We start from the raw sequence: 20,800 nt of genomic DNA on the forward strand, positions 1-20,800 counted from the left end.
GAGGACGCCGTTTTCGCGCGTTTTTCGCCATGGCTTGCACTCGTCTCGCCAGGATTGGGGCCAACAGGTGTCGCGTCGGCTGGCAAACGTCACCCTCGACAATCTCGACGACCTGCCGCGCCGCTGCCGCCGGTGCGTCTTCTGGGAACTGGATCCGGTCAACGCCGAACGCGCCGTGAAGGCGGGAGACCCCGGGCTGGAGAAGGAGGCCTGGATCTCCTCCACCCTGCTGGAGTGGGGAAGCTGCGGGAAGATCGTCTACGTGGACGGGGTGGCGGCCGGCTTCGTGCTGTACGCGCCGCCGCACTACGTGCCCCGCGCGGTGGCCTTCCCGACCTCGCCGGTCAGCGCGGACGCGGTGCTGCTGATGACCGCGCACATCATCCCGGAGTTCTCCGGCGGCGGCCTGGGCCGGATGCTGGTCCAGGGCGTGGCCAAGGACCTGACCCGGCGCGGCGTACGGGCGATCGAGGCGTTCGGCGACCTGAAGTGGGAGCAGCCGGGCGCGTGCCTGATGCCCGCCGACTACCTGCTGTCCGTGGGGTTCAAGACGGTACGGCCGCATCTGCGCTTCCCGCGCCTGCGGCTGGAGCTCAAGAACGCGATCTCGTGGCGTGAGGACGTCGAGGTGGCACTGGAGAGGCTGCTCGGGTCCATGAGCCCGGAGAGGGCCCTGCGACCCGTCTGAGAGCCCTCTGGGCCCCTTCTGGGCCCCGGCTTGGGTACTGAAGGGCGTTGCCTTGATCCGCGACGGCGTCCGGGCTTCTGCGAGGGGCTCGGGTGCCGTGTCCGTCGGGACGGGCCACGAGGAGTCCCGGACATGGGAAAGCCCCCCGCGTGGGACGGGGGGCTTTCCGTGGGTGGGTGTGCCGCTCGGAAGCGGGTGATACGGCGGTGGCCGTGGGGAGCCGCCTGCCGCAGGGGGCCTAGATGATGCCCTCGAGCTCGCGAAGCAGCATGGCCTTCGGCTTGGCGCCGATGATCTGCTTCACAACCTCTCCGTTCTTATAGACGTTCAGGGTGGGAATCTGGAGTACGCCGTAATTGCTGGCCGTTGTCGGGTTCTCGTCGACGTTCAACTTGACGACGGTCAGCTTCTCGGCCTGCTCCCCGGCGATCTCCTCGAGGATCGGTGCGACCTGCCGGCACGGGCCGCACCACTCGGCCCAGAAGTCGACGATGACGGGCTTGTCGCTCTTGAGGACGTCGGCGTCGAAGCTGGCGTCGGTCACGTTCTTGATGCTGCCCAAGGCTCCTGCTCTCCCTTGCTCCCGGTACTGCTGTGCTACCTGTTACCACGTGGGGCCGGCGGACCGGCCGGTGCCGCGGACCCGTGTCAGGCGTGACCGTGCTCGGCCAGCCAGCGCTCGGAGTCGAGCGACGCGGCACAGCCGGTGCCCGCGGCGGTGATCGCCTGACGGTAGATGTGGTCGACGACGTCGCCCGCGGCGAAGACGCCGTCCAGGTTGGTACGGGTCGTGGGGGCCTCGACCTTGACGTAGCCCTCGTCGTCCAGCTCCACCTGGCCCTTGAAGAGCTCGTTGCGGGGGTCGTGGCCGATCGCGATGAACAGGCCGGTGGCGGCCAGGTCGGTCTCCGCGCCGGTCTTGAGGTTGCGCACCCGCACCCCGCTCACCTTGTTCTCGCCCAGCACGTCCACCACCTCGCTGTCCCAGAGGAAGTGGATCTTCTCGTTCGCGAACGCGCGGTCCTGCATGATCTTGCTGGCGCGCAGCTCGTCACGACGGTGCACGACGGTGACCGAGGAGGCGAAGCGGGTGAGGAAGATGGCCTCCTCCATGGCGGTGTCGCCGCCGCCCACGACCACGATGTCCTGGCCGCGGAAGAAGAAGCCGTCACAGGTGGCGCACCAGGAGACGCCGTGGCCGGACAGCCGCTTCTCGTTCGGCACCCCCAGCTCCCGGTAGCCGGAGCCGGTGGCCAGGATGACGGACCTGGCGAGGTAGGTGTCGGTGGCGGTCTTGACGACCTTGGGGTCGGCGGTCAGGTCGACCTCGACGACGTCGTCGGCGATCAGCTCGGCGCCGAACCGGTCGGCCTGCTTGCGCAGCCCGTCCATCAGGTCGGGCCCCATGATGCCGTCGGGGAAGCCGGGGAAGTTCTCCACCTCGGTGGTGTTCATCAGGGCGCCGCCCGCGGTGACCGACCCCTCGAAGACCAGGGGCTTCAGCTCGGCACGCGCGGAGTACACCGCCGCCGTGTAGCCGGCGGGACCCGATCCGATGATGATCACATTCCGGACGTCCATCAGTGCTCGCGCCTCTCCCTGTGTCGTTGCCACCGGCGTCAACAGATCCTAGGCGCCGGTGATTCCCGCCCGGTGCGCCGGACGGGCCGGTCGGTGAAAAGCCGGTGATTCCCGCCCGGTGCGCGGACGGGCCGGTCGGTGAAAACCGGCGGGGCCCGGTACGGATCGAATCCGTACCGGGCCCCGCGTGAACCCTCGGCCCGGGCGACGGATCATCCGCCGCCGGGGACCTCGCGCCACCTCGTACGCCCCTGCGGGCCGGTGTCAGACCGGAGCCGGGCCGCTGTGGCGCCGGTCACTTCCAGCGGGCGAGACCGGGCTTCCTCACCACGTCGCACTGCGGGCCCACCACGTGGACGCTCACCCTGTTCCTGGCCTTGTCCTTCCAGAACAGCAGGATGTTGGCCTCCTGGCCGTTGTAGAGGGCCTGGTCCACGGCGAAGGGCGACGTGCCGACCTTGGCGGAGACCTGCTTGACGCACCTGTCGATCCCGGACTTGCCCCCGGTCCCGAGGATGGTCGCCGGGCCGATGTAGTCGAGCAGCGAACCCCGCAGTTCGGCGTCGGTGTAGTTGTAGTTGCTCTCGGTCAGCGTGTACCCGCCCCTGTCCGCCGTGACGGGCGGGGGCACCGCAGGTCCGGTGGGGTAGGACGCGGTGAGCGTCCCGGTCGCCAGCGCGGTCGCGCCGATCACCGCGGCCGCGGCGCCCGCCGCCACCGCGGGCATCGCCCACCGGCGTGGCCGGCTCGCGCGCCGCCTGGCCGGGACCACGGGGGTCACGGTGCCGTCGTCGCCGACGACTCCCAGCCGCACGGGCTCGGGTGCCGCCTCCTGCGCGGCGGGAACGCTCTCCCAGGGCGCCGGTTCGGACGAGGTCGTCGTCTCCCACGGCGCGTCGCGCATGATGTCGTCCCAGGCCGGTGCTTCCACCAGCCCTACTCCACCTCCACGGAAGCTCTCTGCCTCGGCGGCCAGCGCGCGGTCGATCCTCAGCGCGACTCCCATCGGCATCGCCGGTGTGGGCGTCGCCGCGAGCATCTCGCGGACCGCCGCCAGGTCGGCCAGGCTTTCGCCACACGGATCGCAGATCGCGAGATGCTCGCGTACCCGCATGGCCGTGGTGTCGTCGAGGAGCCCCTCGGCCAGTTCGGCCAAGATCTCCAAGTCGTAGTGCGTATCAGCCGTCACGAAGTTCTGCTCCCTTCGCGGATGAGACGCGGGTCAGGTCCGATCGGTTCCGCAAATGGGAAAGAATCGGGGCGAGCTTCGCCCGGCCGCGCGCGCATCGGCTCTTCACCGTGCCGCTCGGCACCTCCAGGACCTGGGCCGCGTCTTCGACCGAGTAACCCATCATGTCCACGAGCACCAGCGCGGCGCGCTGGTCGGAGGGCAGCAGCTTCAGGGCCGCCGACACCTCCATGGACACCTCGCGCTCGGACGTCTGGTCGAGCACGGGTGTCTCGCGCTCCGCGGCCTCGACGAGCTCGTCGTCGGCCACCGGGCGCACCGATTTCCTGCGCATGCGGTCCAGGCAGGCGTTGACCACGATCCGGTGCAGCCACGTGGTCACCGCCGCCTCGCCGCGGAAGGTCCCGGCCTTCCGGTAGGCCGAGACGAAGGCGTCCTGAACGGCATCGGCCGCTTCGTCGGGGTCGCCCAGCGTGCGCAGGGCGACGGCCCACATGCGGTCCCGATGTCGCTTGACGATCTCGCTGAAGGCGTGCGGATCCCCGGCGATGTGCCGGGTGAGCAGCTCGGCGTCGGGCACGGGGGCCTTGGCCGTCTGCTCATCCGCCGCCGGCGGGGTGTCTGGTGGGGAATTCACAAGGAGAGTCCTGCTGCCGATCCGGGGAGAACACCACTACGGGATAGATGGTGCCATGGATTCATCGAAGATCTGCAAGAAGACGGTTAAAACAGATCGAATCAGCTGATGTCACTTGGTCGCGAGAACCTTCGCCTCCACCACCTGGCCGCGGTACCCCTCGGCGGACGAGGGCATCTCGGTGAACCAGACGAGCACGTAGCGGCCCTTCTTCGGGGCCGGGGCGGTGAACGTCTTCTTGCCCGAGAGCCCGCTGAACTTCTCGACCACGCTCATGGAGCCCAGCTCGGCCGAGTCGCCGATCCGCAGCTCCGCGGCGCCGCCCGAGGTGTCGCCGAAGTCGACCGAGACCTGCTTGACCGGGACGCTCCTCCCCAGGTCCAGCAGCAGGCCGACGCCCTTCTTGAGCCGCCCGAAGTCGGCGGAGTCGTAGGTCTCGGAGTGCCAGTCGGTGGACTCCTTGCCGTCGGTCGCGCCCGAGGCCCACCTGCTGCCCTCCTCCCGGTCGCCCAGCGGGTCGAAGCCGATGACCGAGGAGGGCTCCACCTCCCGGGTGGCGGCGGCCGCGGTCGGCGTGGGCGTGGTGCTGCGCTCACCGGGGGACGGGGTGCCCGCGTTGCCGATGCTGCGGCCCAGCGTCCAGGCGCCCAGCCCGACGGCCACCATCACCAGCAGCACGACCACGGTCATGGCGACCTTGTTGAGCATCCCGCCACCGGCGGCGGGGCGGGAGCCCTGGTGGTGCTGCGGCCGGTGCTGGTGCTGCGGGGGCGGCGCGTGGCGGTGGGGCGCCTCGGTCTCGACGCCCTCGGAGCGGGAGGCCGCCACCGGCAGCGGGGTCATGGGCATCGGGGCCGGCATCGGCATCGGGCTGGGCCGGGCCACCGAGGCCAGGGCCTCGGCGAAGTCGGCCGGTGTGGTCAGCGGTTCCAGCGAGCGCCGGGTCTCCGGCAGGATCGCCCGGCAGACGATGGCGTCGAGGTAGCCGGGAACGCCCGCGGTGACCTGGCGGGGCGTGCAGAAGTGCCCGTCGCCCATGGGCGCCACGGGAAGCCCGCCGCCGTCGCGCTCGTCCCCGGGCCAGTGGCCGGTGAGCCCGGCGTACAGCAGCCGGCCCAGGCCCTCGGTGTCGGAGCGGGCCGGGTCGTCGCTGGTCACGTCGTTCAGGACCGCGTCCACCCCGAGGCCGAGCAGCTTGACCGTGCCGCCCGCCGTCCACACCAGCTGCTCGGGGGTCAGGCACAGGTGGGCGAGGTTCGCCTCGTGCGCGTGGGCCATGGCCTCGGCGGCCTCGGCGACCATCGCGGCGGCCCGCTCCGGGTCGAGCGGGCCACCGGCGATCATGTCGCCGAAGGTCTCGCCGCTCACCCACTCGCTGACCACGTAGGAGTGGCCGTCGTCCTCGGTCGCGTCGAAGACCTGGGTCAGGCGGGGGTCGGTCAGCCGGCTGGCCACCCGGGCCGCCGTGACGACCTCGTTCAGGCGGGGGAAGTCGGCGTCGAAGGTGTGCACGGCGACGGGCCGGGCGAGCACCTCGTCGATGGCCTTCCACAGCGTGGCCCCGCCCGCCTCGTGGACGCGGTCCTCAAGGCGGAAACGGTCGGCGAGCTTGGTGCCGGGCTCGACCGTGGGTGAGCTCATACCTGCCCCGCATCCGAGAGCACGACGGCACCACGCCAGGTCGGCACGTCACGACACATCACGCGATGCTGGGTGGATCCGCCCACGCCCTCCTGCTTCCATTAGCCGCATGTCACCACACGCGTCGCACCATGGTAGTCCCGCACCGGTTCCGCCCGTGTTCGCCTTGTCAGACGTTTGAGACAAGCCTTTGGCTTACCGGCCTACCCGTCCTGCCACCATTCCAACGATCGAACTCACTTCGGGGATGCGCATCCGGTGGGCGATCGCCAAGTAAAGAACCATACCGAGTCCGCCGCCCACCGCCAGCATGATGGCGGAGCTGAGCGCGTTCAGTCCGGTGAGTTCCCGGGTGAGCCACAGCACGCCGAGCGCGAGACCGGCCGCCGGGAGCGCGGCGAGGTACATCCGGGACAGCCCGGCGGCCACCTCGCGTCCTCCCAGCCCCCCGACGCGGCGCGCGGCCATCGTCCAGGCGACCGCGGTGCCCACCACGTAGGCGACGGTGAACGCCGCCGCCAGGCCCATCACGACGTAGCGGGCGGGCAGCACGACGTAGGCCACCAGGCTGAGCGAGGCGTTCACCGCCACGTTCCCCAGGGCCAGGAAGGCCGGGGTGCGGGTGTCGCCGAAGGCGTAGAAGACCCGCAGCAGCAGCTGGAACAGGGAGAACGGGACCAGCGCCAGGCCGAAGATCTGCAGCACGTTGCCGATGTGGACCGCCGACTCGACGGTCATGTTCCCCCACGAGAAGATCAGCACGGTCACCGCGGGGCCCAGCACCATCAGCAGCAGCCCGGCCGGGACCAGCAGCACCGCCACCAGCCGCACCCCCGAGGCGAACTCCCCGGCGATCTCCGCCGGTCTTCCCTCGCTCACCGACCTGCTCATCCTGGGCAGCATGGCGGTGATCACCGAGACCGCGATGATCCCGTACGGGAGCTGGAAGAACTGGTAGGCGTAGGCGTAGGCGGAGTTGCCCGCGCCGGGCGCCCGCTCGCCCGCGCCCGTGGCGAGCCTGGTGGTGATCAGGAAGCCGAGCTGGCTGATGCCGACGTAGGCGAACGTCCAGACCGCGGTGCGGCCCATCTCGCCGAGCCCGGCCTCGCGCAGGTCGAACCGGGGCCGGAAGCGGAAGCCGACCCGGTGCAGCGAGACGACCAGCACCAGGCACTGCGCCACGATGCCGGCGGTGGTGCCGAGCCCGAGCAGCAGCAGGTCGCCGTCGCTCACCGTGTCCACGTCGGTGCCCGCGCCGCCGAGCTTCACGTAGTAGAAGATCGCCACGCCGATCATCACGATGTTGTTCAGCACCGGCGCCCACATCGGCGCGGCGAACCTGTCGCGGGTGTTGAGGATCGCGCCCGCGATCGCGCCGATCCCGAAGAAGGCGATCTGCGGCAGGATGTACTGCGCCAGGGTGACCGCGACCTCGATCTTCCTGGCGTTCCAGCCGGTGCTGTAGAGGCCGATCAGCGGGCCGGCCAGCGCCGTCGCGATCAGTGCCAGCACGGTCAGCGAGAGGACGCCCAGCGTCATCAGGCGCTGCTCGTAGGCCCGGCCGCCGTCGGGGTCGCTGCGCTGCCGCCGGACGATCATCGGGATCACGACGCTGCTCAGGACACCGCCGATGAGCAGGTCGAACAGGACGAGCGGGATCGTGTACGCCACGTTGTAGGCGTCGCCCAGCGCGAAGGTGCCGATGGCCGCGGCGAGCACCGCCGTCCGGACGAAACCGGTGACGCGCGAGACCATCGTCCCCGCGGCCATGATCGCGCTCGCGCGCAGGACCCTGCTCATGCGCTCTCCTCCGCCGGGGGACTCAGGACTGTTCGGGGGCTGTCGGGGGGATCGTCCGGGACCGCCCGGGACCGTTCAGGACTCAGGACCGCTCACGACTCCGTGCCGGCCGGCTCGCGCTCGCGCTCCGCCGGAGCGGCGACCGGGGGACGGCGGCCTCCCCGCCGGCGCAGGACGCGCAGCACCACGGCGGCCAGCATCACCACCAGGGCCGCCCCGACGATGACCAGCGCGACCGCGGTGTAGCCGGTGGTGCGCACGGTCAGCTCGATCGGCTCGCCGTACGCGCGGCCGTCGTCGGTGGTGAGCTGGACCCTCACGGTGGTCTGGCCGCTGGCCGTGGTCGAGGTCATCGGGATCCGGACGGTCTGGTTCTGGCCGCCCTGGATCACCATCCGGTCCTGGTACGGCTCGATTCTGAGCAGTTCGGGCTGGGCGGAGGTCACCCGCAGGCGGACCACCACCCGGCCGGCGTCCCCGCGGCCCAGCTGGTTGCGCACGCTGATCGGCACGTCGCCGTCGCGTCCGGCCAGGGTGCGCAGCCGCGACTGCTCGCTGCCGGTGATGGTGACCATGGCGATCCGGCCGTCGACCGCCTCCCCGACCTGCTCGACGTACGGCGCCGCGGCGTTGGTCCTGCCGCGCCAGGCCGAGGAGACCAGCCGCAGCATCGCGAGGTCGAAGGCGTCGAGGTCCACCGCGGTCGTGACGGCGGCGGTCAGGTCGGCGCGGGCGCCGACCTTCTTGACGGCGGTCATGTACGACCTGGGCAGCTCCTGGCGCCGGTCCTGCTCGGTGTAGGTCAGCCCGGCCCGGGGGACGGGGGCGCCCTTGGCGGGCTTGACCGCCTCCAGCGTGACCGGCGCCAGCCAGGGCAGGGCGGCGGCGGTCTTCAGCAGGCCGGTCACGTACCCGGGGTCGGGGTCCCACCGGCGGTGCGGTACGGCGATCACGGTCCTGGTCGTGGTCGCCGGCTCCGAGGCGATCATCGCCGTCTCCGCGATGAAGCGCCGGCGCCCGGCCAGGGCCGCGCCGGGGGCGGAGATGTCCGCGCCGACGGTCTCGCTCAGGGGCTCGTCGGCGACCAGCGCGGTGACCGGGCCGGTGACGGCGTTCAGGGTGGCCGAGGCGTCCGGGGTGACGGCCGGGGCGGTGCCGGGCGGGGTGCCCGTGGGCGACGCCGGCGGCAGGTTCGGCGCGTTCAGCAGCACGGTGCCGACCCCGGCGGTGGCCAGCAGGTCCAGGCCGTCGTGGTCGAGCATCCCGTCGACCGGCCAGTTCACGTTGGTGATCACGTCGCGGCCGAGGGTCTCCTTGGAGACGATCCTGGCCGCCTCGATCCCGGTCGCGGTGAGGTCGTCGACGCCGTTGTGGGCGAGCGCGAGCACGTCGGAGTCGCCGTACGGGGTGGCCACCACCGGGTGGTCGGCGACGGCGTCGCGGAAACCGGCCAGCCACCGGGCGGCCCCCGGGCTCGGCGGGCGCTGCTGGGGGCGGTCCTTGGCCCGCACCGAGTGCGGCCTGCCCAGGGCGCGCGCGTCGTCGAGCAGGGCGGGGTCGACCACCCAGGTCAGCCCCTTGGCCGTCGCGGTGTCCTGGGCGATCGTGAGCAGGTCGCCCAGGCGCTTGCCGGGGGCCATGGCCGCGGCCAGGTTCTCGTCGGCGAAGACGGTGTCGCCGCTGCGGCGCGGCTGGTCGACGACGGGCAGCACCACGGCGAGCCGGGTACGGGGGACCCGCACGTCGCGCGGCATGTAGGTCACCGTGGTGCGCAGGGCGGCGACCGGCTGATCGAGGGCGTCGACGACCTCGATCACGACCGGGTGGACGCCGAAGCGGGAGAGGCTGAGGTCCGCCGGGGTGAAGACGAACTCCCACGGAAGCTTCCCCGAGGGCTCGATCGGGACCTGGAAGTAGCTCAGGGCGCGCCACGGGGCCGGCGGGGGACTCTGTCCCGACTGGTAGGCCGTCAGCTCGTCGCGCCGGACGAACGGCTGCGACGAGTAGCGCATCCGGATGCGCAGCCCGCTGAGCGGCTCGCTGCCCGAGTTGACCAGCGATCCGGAGATCCTGATCTCGGTGGCCGGGTCACGCGGGAGGTCCGGGCCGATCGCCTCCAGCACGACCTGCAGGCCCGCGCGGTTCACCGAGGCCGTCCGGGCGTGCGCCGTGCCCGGGACGACCACGGCCGCGGGCATGAGCAGCGTGGCGAGCAGGGCGAGCAGCGCGGCCTTGTGGATCACGTTCCGGCCAGAGGTCGAGTACGGCGCACGACCGCAATGCTATGGCCTAACCGGCGAGGGGAAAGGTCGCCGACTCCCTCCGGGAAGCAGTGCGGGTCAGGTCGACGACCCTTCCCGCGACCAGTCTGAGCAGGTGATCGGCCCGGATCGACAGTGCCGTACGACGCTCTCCGGTGGGTACGTACACGGGCGTGGCGATACCGGTCAGCCGCTCGTCGACCAGCACGGTCAGGGTGGAGGGGAGCAGCAGCGGGCAGACCAGGCCGGCGGCGTAGTCGGTGGCGGAGTTGACGGTGAAGGCCGAGGCCGGGCGGACCCGCCGGGCGTTCAGCAGGCCGCCGATCACGCCGGGGCGGGGAGGCGTTCCGACCGAGCCGACGACCGCCACGGGCTCCCGGTCGGTCCGCGTGGTGACCTCGAAGACCGTGACCCCCACGCAGAGCTCCGGATCGGCCGCCAGCACCTCCGGCAGTTCGTCCGAACATGTCATCGCGCGAGGAAGGCGTACGATCTCATGATGGATCTGGTGGGCGAGGAGCCAGCGGTGGATCGTGAGCGCATCCTTCATGTGTGTGCTCCTTGCCTCGACGCACGGCCCCCGAGGTTCCCCTGACCGACCGTAACCTGATGATCGCACCAGGTGTATCTCCGCAGGGGAACATGTTCCGTAACCGAAGGACCTACCCGGCTTGTCCCTTTCAAATCTGACCCAGAGCCAGCGCCACGGCATGAGCGAGCTGTTCCGGAAGATCGCTCCTGTGACGGATGAGCTCGGCGAGCTCTTCGCCGCCCGGGGCTACCAGATCGCCCTCGTCGGAGGCTCGGTACGCGACGTCTTCCTGGGCAGGATCGGCAACGACCTCGACCTGACCACGGACGCCAGGCCGGAGACGGTCCTGGAGCTCGTCCGCGACTGGGCCGACTCCGTCTGGACGATCGGCATCGACTTCGGCACGGTCGGCGTCCGCAAGGGCGGCTGGCTGCTGGAGATCACCACGTACCGCAGCGAGTCCTACGACCCCAGGTCGCGCAAACCCGAGGTGGCCTACGGCGACACGCTCGAGGGCGACCTGGCCCGGCGCGACTTCGCGGTCAACGCGATGGCGCTGCGCCTGCCGTCGCGCGAGTTCGTCGACCCGTACGGCGGCCTGGACGACCTGCACGCCCGGGTGCTGCGCACCCCCGGTCCCCCGGAGCGCTCGTTCGGCGACGACCCGCTGCGGATGCTGCGCGCCGCCCGGTTCGCCAGTCAGCTCGGCTTCACGGTGGACTCCGCGGCGCTGGCCGCGATGGGCACCATGGCCGACCGGATCGACATCGTCTCGGCCGAGCGCATCCGCGACGAGCTGGACAAGCTGCTCTGCGGCGACCACCCGCGCGAGGGGCTCAGGCTCCTGGTCGACACCGGCCTGGCCGCGCACGTGCTGCCCGAGCTGCCCGGTCTGCGCCTGGAGATCGACGAGCACCACCGGCACAAGGACGTCTACGAGCACTCGCTGATCGTGCTGGAGCAGGCGATCGACCTGGAGGAGAACGGTCCCGACCGGATCCTGCGCTGGGCCGCGCTGCTGCACGACGTGGGCAAGCCCAAGACCCGGCGGCACGAGCCGGGCGGGCGGGTCTCCTTCCACCACCACGAGGTGGTCGGCGCCCAGCTGTCCAGGAAGCGGATGACCGAGCTGAAGTTCCCCAAGGACGTGGTGGCCGACGTCTCGCGCCTGGTGGAGCTGCACCTGCGCTTCCACGGGTACGGCTCGGGCGAGTGGACCGACTCGGCGGTGCGCCGTTACGTGCGCGACGCCGGGCACCTGCTGGAGCGGCTGCACAAGCTCACCCGGGCCGACTGCACCACCCGCAACCGGCGCAAGGCGCAGGCGCTGTCGGCCACCTACGACCAGCTGGAGGAGCGGATCGCCCGGCTGGCCGAGGAGGAGGAGCTCGGCAAGATCCGTCCCGAGCTCGACGGCAACGAGATCCAGCGGGTCCTCGGACTGCCGCCGGGCCCGGCCGTGGGACGCGCCTACCGGTTCCTGCTGGAGATGCGCCTGGACCGGGGCGTCATCGGCAGGCAGGCCGCCGAGGAGGCCCTGCGCGCGTGGGCCCGGGAGAACGGGGTGACCTCCTGACCGGCGTGCCCGGACGACCGGGGTGACCGGCGTGCCCGGGCCGGTCGTCCCGGGCGTCCCGGGCGGCTCACGACGGCGATGACGGCAGCGGCTCGGGCGATCGGGCCGGCGTGACGATCCGGTAGAGCACCGCGCCGCCGACGTAGCCCGCGGCGATGATCAGCAGCACCGTCAGGGACCTGCCGTCCGGCGGGAGCAGCGCCGCGGCCAGCGCGGCGGCCAGCACGTAGCTGCCGTTGAAGAGCATGTCGTAGATGGAGAAGGCCCGGCCGAGGTAGGCGTCCCGCAGGTCCCGCTGGACGGCGGTGTCGGCGCAGATCTTCACGCTCTGCCCGGCGATGCCCAGCACGAAGCCCGCCACCGCGAACCCCCACCGCTGGAACGGCACGCCGAGCGCCAGCGTCAGCACCCCGGCCGTGACCAGCATGGCCGGGACCCACCGCTCGATGCCGAACCGCTCGGTGGCCCACGGCGTGACCAGGATGGCCATGAAGTAGCCGACCCCCGAGGTGGCGACCACCAGGGAGGCCGCGGCCAGCGCGTCCTCGGCGTTCTCGGCGAAGTAGTACCGCGACAGCAGCACGAGCATCGCCGTGCACATGCCGTACATGAACCGGTGGGTGGCCATCGCGCCCATCGCCGCGGCGGCGGCCCGGTGGCTCACGATGTGCCGGGCGCCGTCGGCCAGTCCGGACAGCACGTGGCGCACGGCCTCGCGGGTCTGCGGCCGGTCGGGGTCGTAGGCGGGGCCGAGCAGCCGCCTGCCCATGGTCAGGGCGATGAGCGCGGTGACCGCGGAGACGATCCCCGAGGCGATCAGCAGCACCACCGTGCCCCGGTCACCGGCGCCGAAGAGCCCGCGCAGCAGGAAGCCCGCGCCGACCCCGACGAAGGTGAGCACGGTGCCGGAGGTCGGGGTGACCGCGTTGGCCACCATCAGCCGGTCGGCGGGCACCACGTGCGGGAGCGAGGCCCCCAGCGCGGCCAGGAAGAACCGGTTGGCCCCGAGCACGCCGAGCGCGGCGGCGTAGAAGACCCCGTCCGGTGTGTTCGCGGCGACCAGGATCGCCGAGCCCAGCAGCAGCACGCCGCGCACCAGCGGGGCGACGACCAGGATCTGCCGCCGTGACCAGCGGTCGATGAACACGCCGACGAAGGGACCCAGGATCGAGTACGGCAGCAGCAGCACGGCCAGGCCCGCGGCGATCTCCCCCGCGCTCGTGCTGTTCTCCGGGCTGAAGAAGGCGAACCCGATCACCGCGAACTGGAAGATCCCATCGGAGAACTGCGAGACCAGGCGGGTCGCGTACAGCTTCCGGAAGTCCCGCCCGTGCAGGACCACGCGTAGATCGGATGCGAAGGACACGCGCTCAGCCTATGTGCGACCCCTCAGGGCCGGTATCGGGAACATCCCTGAATGTACGGAGAACATTCGCGACCTTTCCCCAGGTATCCACGTGCGGGCTCGACAGGCCGACATGGTCACGTACCCTCGTGCGAGTGACGCCTGATGAACACGTCGTGCTCGTCGACACCGACGGAAACGCGATCGGCACGGCGGCCAAGGCCACGGTGCACGGTCCGGACACTCCTCTCCATCTGGCCTTCTCCAGCTACGTGTTCGACGAGCGGGGCCGGGTGCTGCTCTCCCGCCGCGCCGCGCACAAGATCACCTGGCCCGGGGCGTGGACCAACAGCTGCTGCGGCCACCCGCTGCCCGGCGAGCCGCTGCAGCAGGCGGTGACCCGCAGGCTCTCCTACGAGCTCGGCCTGGAGGGCGGCCGCCTCGACCTGCTCCTGCCGCGCTTCTCCTACCGCGCGGTCATGGAGAACGGCATCGTCGAGCGGGAGCTCTGCCCGGTCTACCGGGTGGTCGCCGACGCCGAGGCGGTGCCCAACCCCGACGAGGTCGGGGAGGTGCGCTGGATGCCGTGGAAGGAGTTCACCGACGGGGTGCTCGGCGGGCACCTGGTGATCTCCCCCTGGTGCCGGGAGCAGGTCTCCCAGCTCGCCGAGCTCGGCGCCGACCCGCTCACCTGGCGGCCCGCCGACCCCGCCGACCTGCCGCCCGCCGCCCGCTGACGCGGCAGGCCCCCGGTCCGCGTGCGGACCGGGGGCCTGCCGGAATCCCGTCACCCCGTTCCGGGGCGGGACGTCTCGCCGGAGGTCAGCGCTCGACCTCGCCGCGGATGAACCTCTCCACGTACTCGCGGGCCTCGTCGTCGGAGTACTGCTCCGGCGGGGACTTCATGAAGTACGAGGAGGCCGACAGGATCGGTCCGGCGATCCCCCGGTCGAGGGCGATCTTGGCGGCGCGGACCGCGTCGATGATGATGCCGGCGGAGTTGGGGGAGTCCCAGACCTCCAGCTTGTACTCCAGGTTGAGCGGGGTGTCGCCGAAGGAGCGGCCCTCCAGGCGCACGTAGGCCCACTTGCGGTCGTCCAGCCACGGCACGTGGTCCGACGGGCCGATGTGCACGTCGGCCTTGCGCATCTCGTGGGGGATCTGCGAGGTGACCGACTGGGTCTTGGAGATCTTCTTGGACTGCAGGCGCTTGCGCTCCAGCATGTTCATGAAGTCCATGTTCCCGCCGAAGTTCAGCTGGTACGTGCGCAGCAGCTCGACCCCGCGGTCCTCGAACAGCTTGGCCATCACGCGGTGCGTGATGGTCGCGCCGACCTGCGACTTGATGTCGTCACCGACGATCGGCACACCGGCGTCGACGAACTTCTGGGCCCAGACGGGGTCGGAGGCGATGAACACCGGCAGCGCGTTGACGAAGGCGACCTTGGCGTCGAGAGCGCACTGGGCGTAGAAGCGGTCGGCATCCTCCGAGCCCACCGGCAGGTAGGAGACCAGGACGTCCACCCGGGCGTCCCGCAGGACCTGCACGACGTCGACCGGGGTGTCGTCGGACTCCTCGACCATCTCCCGGTAGTACTCGCCCAGGCCGTCGAAGGTGTGGCCGCGCTGCACCGTGATGCCCAGCGGCGGCACGTCGCAGATCTTGATGGTGTTGTTCTCCGAGGCCACGATCGCCTCGGACAGGTCACGCCCGACCTTCTTGGCGTCGACGTCGAAGGCCGCGACGAACTCCACGTCGCCGACGTGGTAGTCGCCGAACTTCACGTGCATCAGGCCCGGCACCCTGGCGCCGGGGTCGGCGTCCCGGTAGTAGTGCACGCCCTGCACGAGCGACGCGGCACAGTTGCCTACCCCGACAATGGCTACGCGCACCGAACCCATGGCACTCGCTCCCCTTTGTTCTGTGTGGTGATCAGTTCTCTTCGGGGACGGCATGCCGCCCCGTCGTGCCCGTCCCGGGCGCGGGCGCCCGGAACGACTCTTCGGGCGCCGGATGCCGTTCGGCCTCCGGCGGTGAGGCCCGCCGCTCGGTGGCGATCAGCTCATTCAACCAGCGCACTTCGCGTTCGACCGACTCCAGGCCGTGACGCTGAAGTTCGAGGGTGTAGCTGTCCAGCCGCTCGCGCGTGCGGGCCAGGGCCGTGCGCACGCCGTCCAGCCGCTCCTCCAGCCGGCTGCGGCGGCCCTCCAGGATGCGCAGCCGGACCTCCGCCTCGGTGTGCCTGAAGAAGGCGAAGTGAACGCCGAAGCTCTCGTCCTCCCAGGCCGACGGGCCCGCCTGGGTGAGCAGCTCCTGCAGGCGCTCCTTGCCCTCGGCGGTCAGCCGATAGACGATCTTCGACCGGCGCCCGGAGAGCACGGTGGGCGCCTCGCCGGACGCGGCCGCCGCGGGGGCGTCGCCGTCCTCGATGATCAGCCCGTCGTTCAGGAGCTGGCGCAGGCACGGGTAGAGCGAGCCGTAGGAGAACGCCCGGAACATGCCGAGCAGGGCGTTGAGCCGTTTGCGCAGCTCGTAGCCGTGTAGCGGGGTCTCGTGCAGCGACCCGAGCACGGCCAGCTCCAGCACGCCGCCTCGTCCGCCGGCCACTGAAACCACCACCTCTCGCGTCGATGTATCGAACCGATACATCCGCAGGATACGTCCATTCAATATAGGTCTGCAATCAGCGACTTTCCCAAGTCGTTGGGAGCAAACAAAAAAAAGCCGTAGTCTGGCGCTTATGTGGTCACAGCAGACGGTGATGAGGCCCGGCCTCCGCGGGACGCGGACCGCTTTCCAATACGGGAAATCCCGCGTCGGTGCGGGAGAGGTCTGCCAAGGTTGTTGCCGGAACCAGTTGACGATCTCGTTCGTCCCCGGGAACGGAGATCCACCCGAACAGGCCGGCCAGCAGTGAGCCAAGGCGACGAGGTCTCCGGCGACCGGAGGGTGGTCCAGGAGGTAGTCTCGCCCGCCTGCACGCCGTTGTAGACCCCGATGACCGAACGAGGACGCGTGAGTTACAGCCACAGCAATGACCCGGAGCCGAACGGGCGCCCGGAGGGCGCCGAGGGTTCGGCTCGTCAGGGGCGGCGCCGTCGCTCAGGCCAAGGAGCCGCTCCCCGTGCAGTTCCCCCCTCGCAAAACGCCCAAACCAGCGGCGGTGGGTGGGACCCGTCCCGGCAGCCGCAGCCCGGTCCCGCGCAGTCCCCGGCGTCACCGCCCCGGCATCCCGGATCGCCCCAGGGCGTGGGCGCCGATCCCCGGACCGCGATGATGCCCCAGCCCGGCGGCATGCCCTACCCCGGCGGCGCCCCCCACGGCGCACCCGTTGCACCCCACGGCGCACCCCGTCCCGGTGGCGCCGTGCCCCGGCAGGAGCAGGCCGGTCACGGTGCGGGCCCCGCGCAGGGGCCGGCGCAGGGGCCGACGGCCGGGCAGGCGCGGACCGGGAGCGGTGATCCGCGCCGGAGCGAGACCGACCCCACCGGCCGCCGTGGCGCGGCCGCGTTCGAGGACACCCAGTCGATGATGGCCGCGCAGGCGGCCGGCGGGCGTCCCGGGGCGGGCGAGGGCGGCGGGCGCAGGCGCCGCGGTCGCGCCGCGGGCGCCGCGGCGACGAGCGCTCCCGGCGGCCCGGCCGCGTCCGGACCGGGTGGACCTGCAGGTCCGGGGGGTCCGGGGGGACCCGGCGGGCACGGCCCCGGGGACGGCGAGGAGGACGCGCCGAAGAAGAAGAGGTGGACGCGCTTCCTGCCCAACTGGAAGATCCTGATGGCCAGCTTCGTGGTCGTCACCGCCGGCGTCTTCGGCATGATCGCGGTCGCCTACGCCGGCACCCCGGTCCCCACCGCCAAGGGCAGCGTGAACGACCGGGCCAGCGTGATCTACTACGGCGACAACAAGACCGTGCTGGCCCGCCTGGGCGTCAGGCGCACCCCGGTGGAGATCGACAAGATCCCGAGGCACGTCCAGGACGCGGTCATCGCGCTGGAGAACCAGAGCTTCCGCACCGACAGCGGCATCGACCCGTACGGCATGGCCCGCTCGGTCTGGAGCACCGTCAGCGGGACCCAGCTGCAGGGCGCCTCAACCATCACCCAGCAGATGGCCCGCGCCTACTACGAGGGTCTCAACCAGGAAGTGTCGGTGCAGCGCAAGATCAAGGAGATCTTCGTCGCCGTCAAGATCAGCAAAGAGCTGCCGAAGGACGAGATCCTGGAGCGCTACCTGAACACCATCTACTTCGGCCGCGGCGCGAACGGCATCCAGGCCGCGGCCCAGCAGTTCTTCGACAAGGACGTCGACGAGCTGACCGTGCAGGAGGGCGCCTACCTCGCCGGCCACATCCAGAACCCGGACGCCTTCGACATCCAGGAGAAGGCCGGGAAGTACGCCGCCACCAAGGAGCGCTACGAGATCGCCCTGCGGAACATGGCGGAGATGGACCCGGCGAAGTACGGCAAGTACGTCGGCAAGCCCTTCGAGGACCTGAAGTTCGCCAAGTACAAGATCAGCGAGCCCTTCAAGGGACTCCAGGGCTACATGCTCGACATCGTCCTGCGGGAGCTCGACGTGCGCGGCCTCAAGCGCGAGGACCTGGAGACCGGCGGCTACAAGGTCTACACGACCTTCGACAAGAAGCTCATGGACGAGGCGCAGAAGGCGGTGAAGGCCCGCACCGCCGGGCTGGACCCGACCATCCACGCCACCATGGCCTCGGTGAACCCCAAGAACGGCCGGGTGCTCGCCTTCTACAGCGGCGACGACTTCATCAGGTACTCGGTCAACCGCGCGTTCGACACCACCAAGCAGGCGGCGTCGGCCTTCAAGCCCTACGTGCTCGCGGCCTGGCTGGAGAGCGGCAAGTCGCTCAACAGCTACGTCGACGGCAAGCCCACGATCGAGATGCCGGGCACCAGGCCGATCAGCAACTCGGGCAACCAGGCGTTCGGGCCGATCAACATGGTCAAGGCCATGGCCAGCTCGGTCAACACCGTGTTCGTCCAGATGGGCGAGGCCGTCACCCTCAAGGAGGTGGCGCGGATCGCCACCGAGGCGGGCGTGGGCGAGAGGGCCAAGCTGAACCCCATCTACGAGGGTATGAACGGGGTCGACTACGCGATCGAGAAGCAGAAGTACCAGGTCACCATCGGCAGCGCCTCGGTCACCGCGGTCGAGCAGGCCGCCGGTTACTCGATCTTCGCCAACGAGGGCAAGCACGTCGACTGGCACACCGTCGTCAAGGTGGTCGCCCCCAGCGGCGCGGTCGAGTACCCGGAACTGGCCGTGCAGAAGACGGTGATCACCCCCGAGTCCGCCGCCGACGCGACCGTCGCGCTCCAGGCCGTGGTCAAGAGCGGCACCGGCACCGCCGCGAACATCGGCACCCGCCCGGTGGCCGGCAAGACCGGCACCAACAACGGCTACAAGGACGCCTGGTTCGTCGGGTACACCCCGCAGCTGGTCACCGCGGTCGGCATGGCCAAGGACGTGCCCTACAACAGGGCCGGGACGCGCAGGTACAAGGTCAACAAGTACGGCCTGCCCAGCAAGAAGATCCCCAACGAGAAGATCCTGTGGAAGGAGGAGCCCATGCCCTCCTTCATCGGCGGTGGCGGCACCCCGACCCAGATCTGGCACGACTTCATGCAGGCCGCGACCGCCAAGCACGAGGTCGTGCCGTTCCCGCCGAGGGCCGACTCCGGCATCCAGAACAACCTGGCCACGCCCACGCCGACCCCCAGCCCGACGCCGACGACCGAGGAGAACGAACCGTTCCCCGAGGAGAACGGTGACGAGAACAACTGGCCCGACGGCGGCGACGAGACCCAGACCCCCGACGGCGAGTGCCTGCCCTGGGACGGCTCCTGTGACGTCGGCCAGGACGGCGGCGGCGACGGTGGCGGTGGAGACGGCGGTGGCGGGGACGGCGGAGGCGAGGACGACCTCGGGAACCAGCAGCCCGAGGGGGTCTTCGGCCAGAACGGCACCCCCGCCGCGGCGACCGCGCCGGTACCCGCTCAGAACGGTCGGCGGCCCTGATGAAGAACCTCACCTCGCCCCGGAGCGAGCTGCCCGAGTTCGGCGTCCGCGCCCTTCCGTACGTCCCCCTGGCCCTGTTCGCCGGGCTGGGGGCGGTGCTGGCCTGGTTCTGGAAGTGGCCGTGCCGCGTCGGCGGGGCGTGGAACCACGGGACGCTGCAGTTCACGAACTTCTGCTACACCGACATCTATCCCCTGTGGTGGAACGAGAAGCTCAACGAGGGCAAGGTCCCCTACTTCGACTATCCGGTCGAGTACCCCGTCGGCATCGGCGGGATCATGGAGTTCTTCCGCCGGATCGTGAGCTCCATGGGCGACCCCGGGACGGCGTTCTACGACCTCACCGTGGTCCTGATGGCGATCTGCCTGGTCGTCGGCGTGCTGCTGATGGCCACGCTGGCCGGTCCGGCCCGGCGCTGGGACGCCCTCTGGTACGCCCTGGCGCCCGCGCTGATCCTCACCGCGTACATCAACTGGGACCTGGCGGCCAACGCCCTCGCCCTGGGCTCGCTGCTGGCCTGGTCGAAGCGGAAGCAGTGGCTGGCGGGCATCCTGCTGGGCCTGGCGATCGCCACGAAGTTCTACCCGCTGATGTTCCTCGGCCCGCTCTTCCTGCTCACGCTGCGCACCGGCAGGTGGAAGCCGTTCCTGCAGACGCTCGGCGGCGTCGTGGGCGCCTGGCTCGTGGTCAACGTGCCGATCATGGTCTTCGCCTTCGACGGCTGGAAGCGGTTCTACGTCTTCAGCCAGGAGCGCCCGGCCGACTGGGGCTCGATCTGGTACTTCTTCCAGCAGAAGCAGTGGCCGGTCCTGGGCGACGGTTCGCTCCTGGACAAGCTGGGCGTCGTCTCGCTGGCCGCGTTCTGCCTGGCCATCGCGGTGATCTCGCTGTCGGCCAGGACGCGTCCCCGGCTGATGCAGCTCTGCTTCCTCACGCTGGCGGCGTTCATGCTGACCAACAAGGTCTGGTCGCCGCAGTACGTGCTCTGGCTGATCCCCTTCGCGGTCCTGGCCAGGCCCGGCTGGAAGCCGATCGCGCTGTGGCAGCTCGCCGAGTGCTGGTACTTCTTCGCGATCTGGCTCTACCTGGTGGGCATCCAGCCCGGCAACGAGGCCCTGGGCATCGCGGGTGACACGTACTTCACCGCGGTGTGGGGACGCGTGATCACCATCCTGATCATGATGGGGTTCGTGGTGCGGGACATCCTCGTCCCGGAGGGCGACGTGGTCCGCGAGGACGGGAGCGACGACCGGGCGGGCGGCGTCTTCGACGGGGCGCCCGACCGCTTCAGGCTCGCGCTCTCCTAGCGTCGACGGCCCGCGGGCCGCGGGTCGCGGGCCGCGGCCCCTGGCTCACGGGCCGTGCGGCTCACAGGTTGTGCGGCTCACGGGCCACGGGCCGCGGCCTGCGGTTCACGGCTCGGGGCTCACCGCCCGCGGCCCGTTGTGGAAAGCGATCCCCGGCCCGCGACGGGCCGGGGCCCCTGCCGACGGGCATCGGGACC

General features: G+C 70.8%; 16 protein-coding genes. 5 read left to right on the forward strand and 11 right to left on the reverse strand.

Translation table 11 applies throughout. The annotated features are described in order from the left end of the window. Positions 1-67 precede the first annotated feature (67 nt). Entirely contained in the window at positions 68-688 is a 621-nt protein-coding gene (locus tag ABD832_RS11390; protein ID WP_344892420.1) for a GNAT family N-acetyltransferase, read from the forward strand. 238 nt (positions 689-926) lie between these two features. Here the strand turns inward: ABD832_RS11390 and trxA are convergent, their stop codons facing one another. The 8 genes from trxA to ABD832_RS11430 all read right to left on the reverse strand — a co-directional run bounded on the left by trxA (position 927) and on the right by ABD832_RS11430 (position 10,347). Beyond that, on the reverse strand, positions 927-1,250 hold the full coding sequence (trxA, locus tag ABD832_RS11395; RefSeq protein ID WP_344892423.1) for a thioredoxin: 324 nt from the start codon (positions 1,248-1,250) through the stop codon (positions 927-929). A gap of 86 nt (positions 1,251-1,336) precedes the next feature. After that, positions 1,337-2,272 carry a thioredoxin-disulfide reductase gene (trxB, locus tag ABD832_RS11400; RefSeq protein WP_344893450.1) on the reverse strand — a complete coding sequence of 312 codons (936 nt, stop codon included), beginning with the start codon at positions 2,270-2,272 and terminating at the stop codon, positions 1,337-1,339. A 292-nt stretch (positions 2,273-2,564) separates the two neighbouring features. After that, positions 2,565-3,458 carry a zf-HC2 domain-containing protein gene (locus ABD832_RS11405; protein ID WP_344892426.1) on the reverse strand — a complete coding sequence of 298 codons (894 nt, stop codon included), beginning with the start codon at positions 3,456-3,458 and terminating at the stop codon, positions 2,565-2,567. Continuing rightward, complete coding sequence (gene sigM / locus ABD832_RS11410) at positions 3,448-4,095, reverse strand: RNA polymerase sigma factor SigM (RefSeq protein ID WP_344892429.1); 648 nt, start codon at positions 4,093-4,095, stop codon at positions 3,448-3,450. The genes ABD832_RS11405 and sigM overlap by 11 nt, the downstream gene beginning before the upstream one ends. Positions 4,096-4,206: 111 nt before the next feature. Then, complete coding sequence (locus ABD832_RS11415) at positions 4,207-5,736, reverse strand: protein kinase family protein (RefSeq protein WP_344892432.1); 1,530 nt, start codon at positions 5,734-5,736, stop codon at positions 4,207-4,209. 195 nt (positions 5,737-5,931) lie between these two features. Then, a complete protein-coding gene (gene murJ, locus ABD832_RS11420; protein WP_344892435.1) occupies positions 5,932-7,536 on the reverse strand; it encodes a murein biosynthesis integral membrane protein MurJ in 1,605 nt (534 codons plus the stop codon). 92 nt (positions 7,537-7,628) lie between these two features. Next, positions 7,629-9,779, reverse strand: a complete 2,151-nt coding sequence (locus ABD832_RS11425; RefSeq protein ID WP_344892438.1) for a hypothetical protein — start codon at positions 9,777-9,779, stop codon at positions 7,629-7,631. A gap of 46 nt (positions 9,780-9,825) precedes the next feature. Further along, positions 9,826-10,347 (reverse strand): aminoacyl-tRNA deacylase, encoded by a 522-nt coding sequence (locus ABD832_RS11430; RefSeq protein ID WP_344892441.1) that lies wholly within the window; start codon positions 10,345-10,347, stop codon positions 9,826-9,828. 160 nt (positions 10,348-10,507) lie between these two features. Here ABD832_RS11430 and ABD832_RS11435 point away from each other — a divergent pair, with 160 nt between their 5' ends. Beyond that, complete coding sequence (locus ABD832_RS11435) at positions 10,508-11,905, forward strand: CCA tRNA nucleotidyltransferase (protein ID WP_344892444.1); 1,398 nt, start codon at positions 10,508-10,510, stop codon at positions 11,903-11,905. A gap of 67 nt (positions 11,906-11,972) precedes the next feature. On the opposite strand, the gene ABD832_RS11440 is transcribed toward ABD832_RS11435, so the two are convergent. Further along, positions 11,973-13,271, reverse strand: coding sequence for an MFS transporter (locus ABD832_RS11440; RefSeq protein WP_344892447.1), 1,299 nt, complete (start codon positions 13,269-13,271; stop codon positions 11,973-11,975). A gap of 134 nt (positions 13,272-13,405) precedes the next feature. Here ABD832_RS11440 and idi point away from each other — a divergent pair, with 134 nt between their 5' ends. Further along, the gene (gene idi, locus ABD832_RS11445) at positions 13,406-13,987 is read left to right on the forward strand and encodes an isopentenyl-diphosphate Delta-isomerase (protein ID WP_344892450.1); all 582 of its coding nucleotides are present in this window, start codon (positions 13,406-13,408) and stop codon (positions 13,985-13,987) included. 85 nt (positions 13,988-14,072) lie between these two features. Here idi and ABD832_RS11450 read toward each other — a convergent pair whose 3' ends face one another. Both ABD832_RS11450 and ABD832_RS11455 read right to left on the reverse strand, forming a co-directional pair. Continuing rightward, positions 14,073-15,152, reverse strand: coding sequence for an inositol-3-phosphate synthase (locus tag ABD832_RS11450; RefSeq protein WP_344892453.1), 1,080 nt, complete (start codon positions 15,150-15,152; stop codon positions 14,073-14,075). Between the two features lie 31 nt (positions 15,153-15,183). Beyond that, positions 15,184-15,858 carry a PadR family transcriptional regulator gene (locus tag ABD832_RS11455; protein ID WP_344892456.1) on the reverse strand — a complete coding sequence of 225 codons (675 nt, stop codon included), beginning with the start codon at positions 15,856-15,858 and terminating at the stop codon, positions 15,184-15,186. 759 nt (positions 15,859-16,617) lie between these two features. Between ABD832_RS11455 and ABD832_RS11460 the strand changes: the two genes are divergently transcribed. Together ABD832_RS11460 and ABD832_RS11465 are read left to right on the forward strand one after the other, a co-directional pair. Then, the gene (locus ABD832_RS11460; protein WP_344892459.1) at positions 16,618-19,296 is read left to right on the forward strand and encodes a transglycosylase domain-containing protein; all 2,679 of its coding nucleotides are present in this window, start codon (positions 16,618-16,620) and stop codon (positions 19,294-19,296) included. Beyond that, positions 19,296-20,603 carry a glycosyltransferase family 87 protein gene (locus tag ABD832_RS11465; RefSeq protein ID WP_344892462.1) on the forward strand — a complete coding sequence of 436 codons (1,308 nt, stop codon included), beginning with the start codon at positions 19,296-19,298 and terminating at the stop codon, positions 20,601-20,603. The genes ABD832_RS11460 and ABD832_RS11465 overlap by 1 nt, the downstream gene beginning before the upstream one ends. The last annotated feature ends 197 nt before the right edge of the window (positions 20,604-20,800 follow it).

Source organism: Streptosporangium longisporum (assembly GCF_039534895.1).
Taxonomy (GTDB): Bacteria; Actinomycetota; Actinomycetes; order Streptosporangiales; family Streptosporangiaceae; genus Streptosporangium; species Streptosporangium longisporum.

Coding starts and splice junctions, on each gene's coding strand:
- ABD832_RS11415 (WP_344892432.1), bottom strand. CDS start 5,736: ATGAGCTCACCCACGGTCGAGCCCGGCACCAAGCTCGCCGACCGTTTC.
- murJ (WP_344892435.1), bottom strand. CDS start 7,536: ATGAGCAGGGTCCTGCGCGCGAGCGCGATCATGGCCGCGGGGACGATG.
- ABD832_RS11430 (WP_344892441.1), bottom strand. CDS start 10,347: ATGAAGGATGCGCTCACGATCCACCGCTGGCTCCTCGCCCACCAGATC.
- ABD832_RS11435 (WP_344892444.1), top strand. CDS start 10,508: ATGAGCGAGCTGTTCCGGAAGATCGCTCCTGTGACGGATGAGCTCGGC.
- ABD832_RS11450 (WP_344892453.1), bottom strand. CDS start 15,152: ATGGGTTCGGTGCGCGTAGCCATTGTCGGGGTAGGCAACTGTGCCGCG.
- ABD832_RS11465 (WP_344892462.1), top strand. CDS start 19,296: ATGAAGAACCTCACCTCGCCCCGGAGCGAGCTGCCCGAGTTCGGCGTC.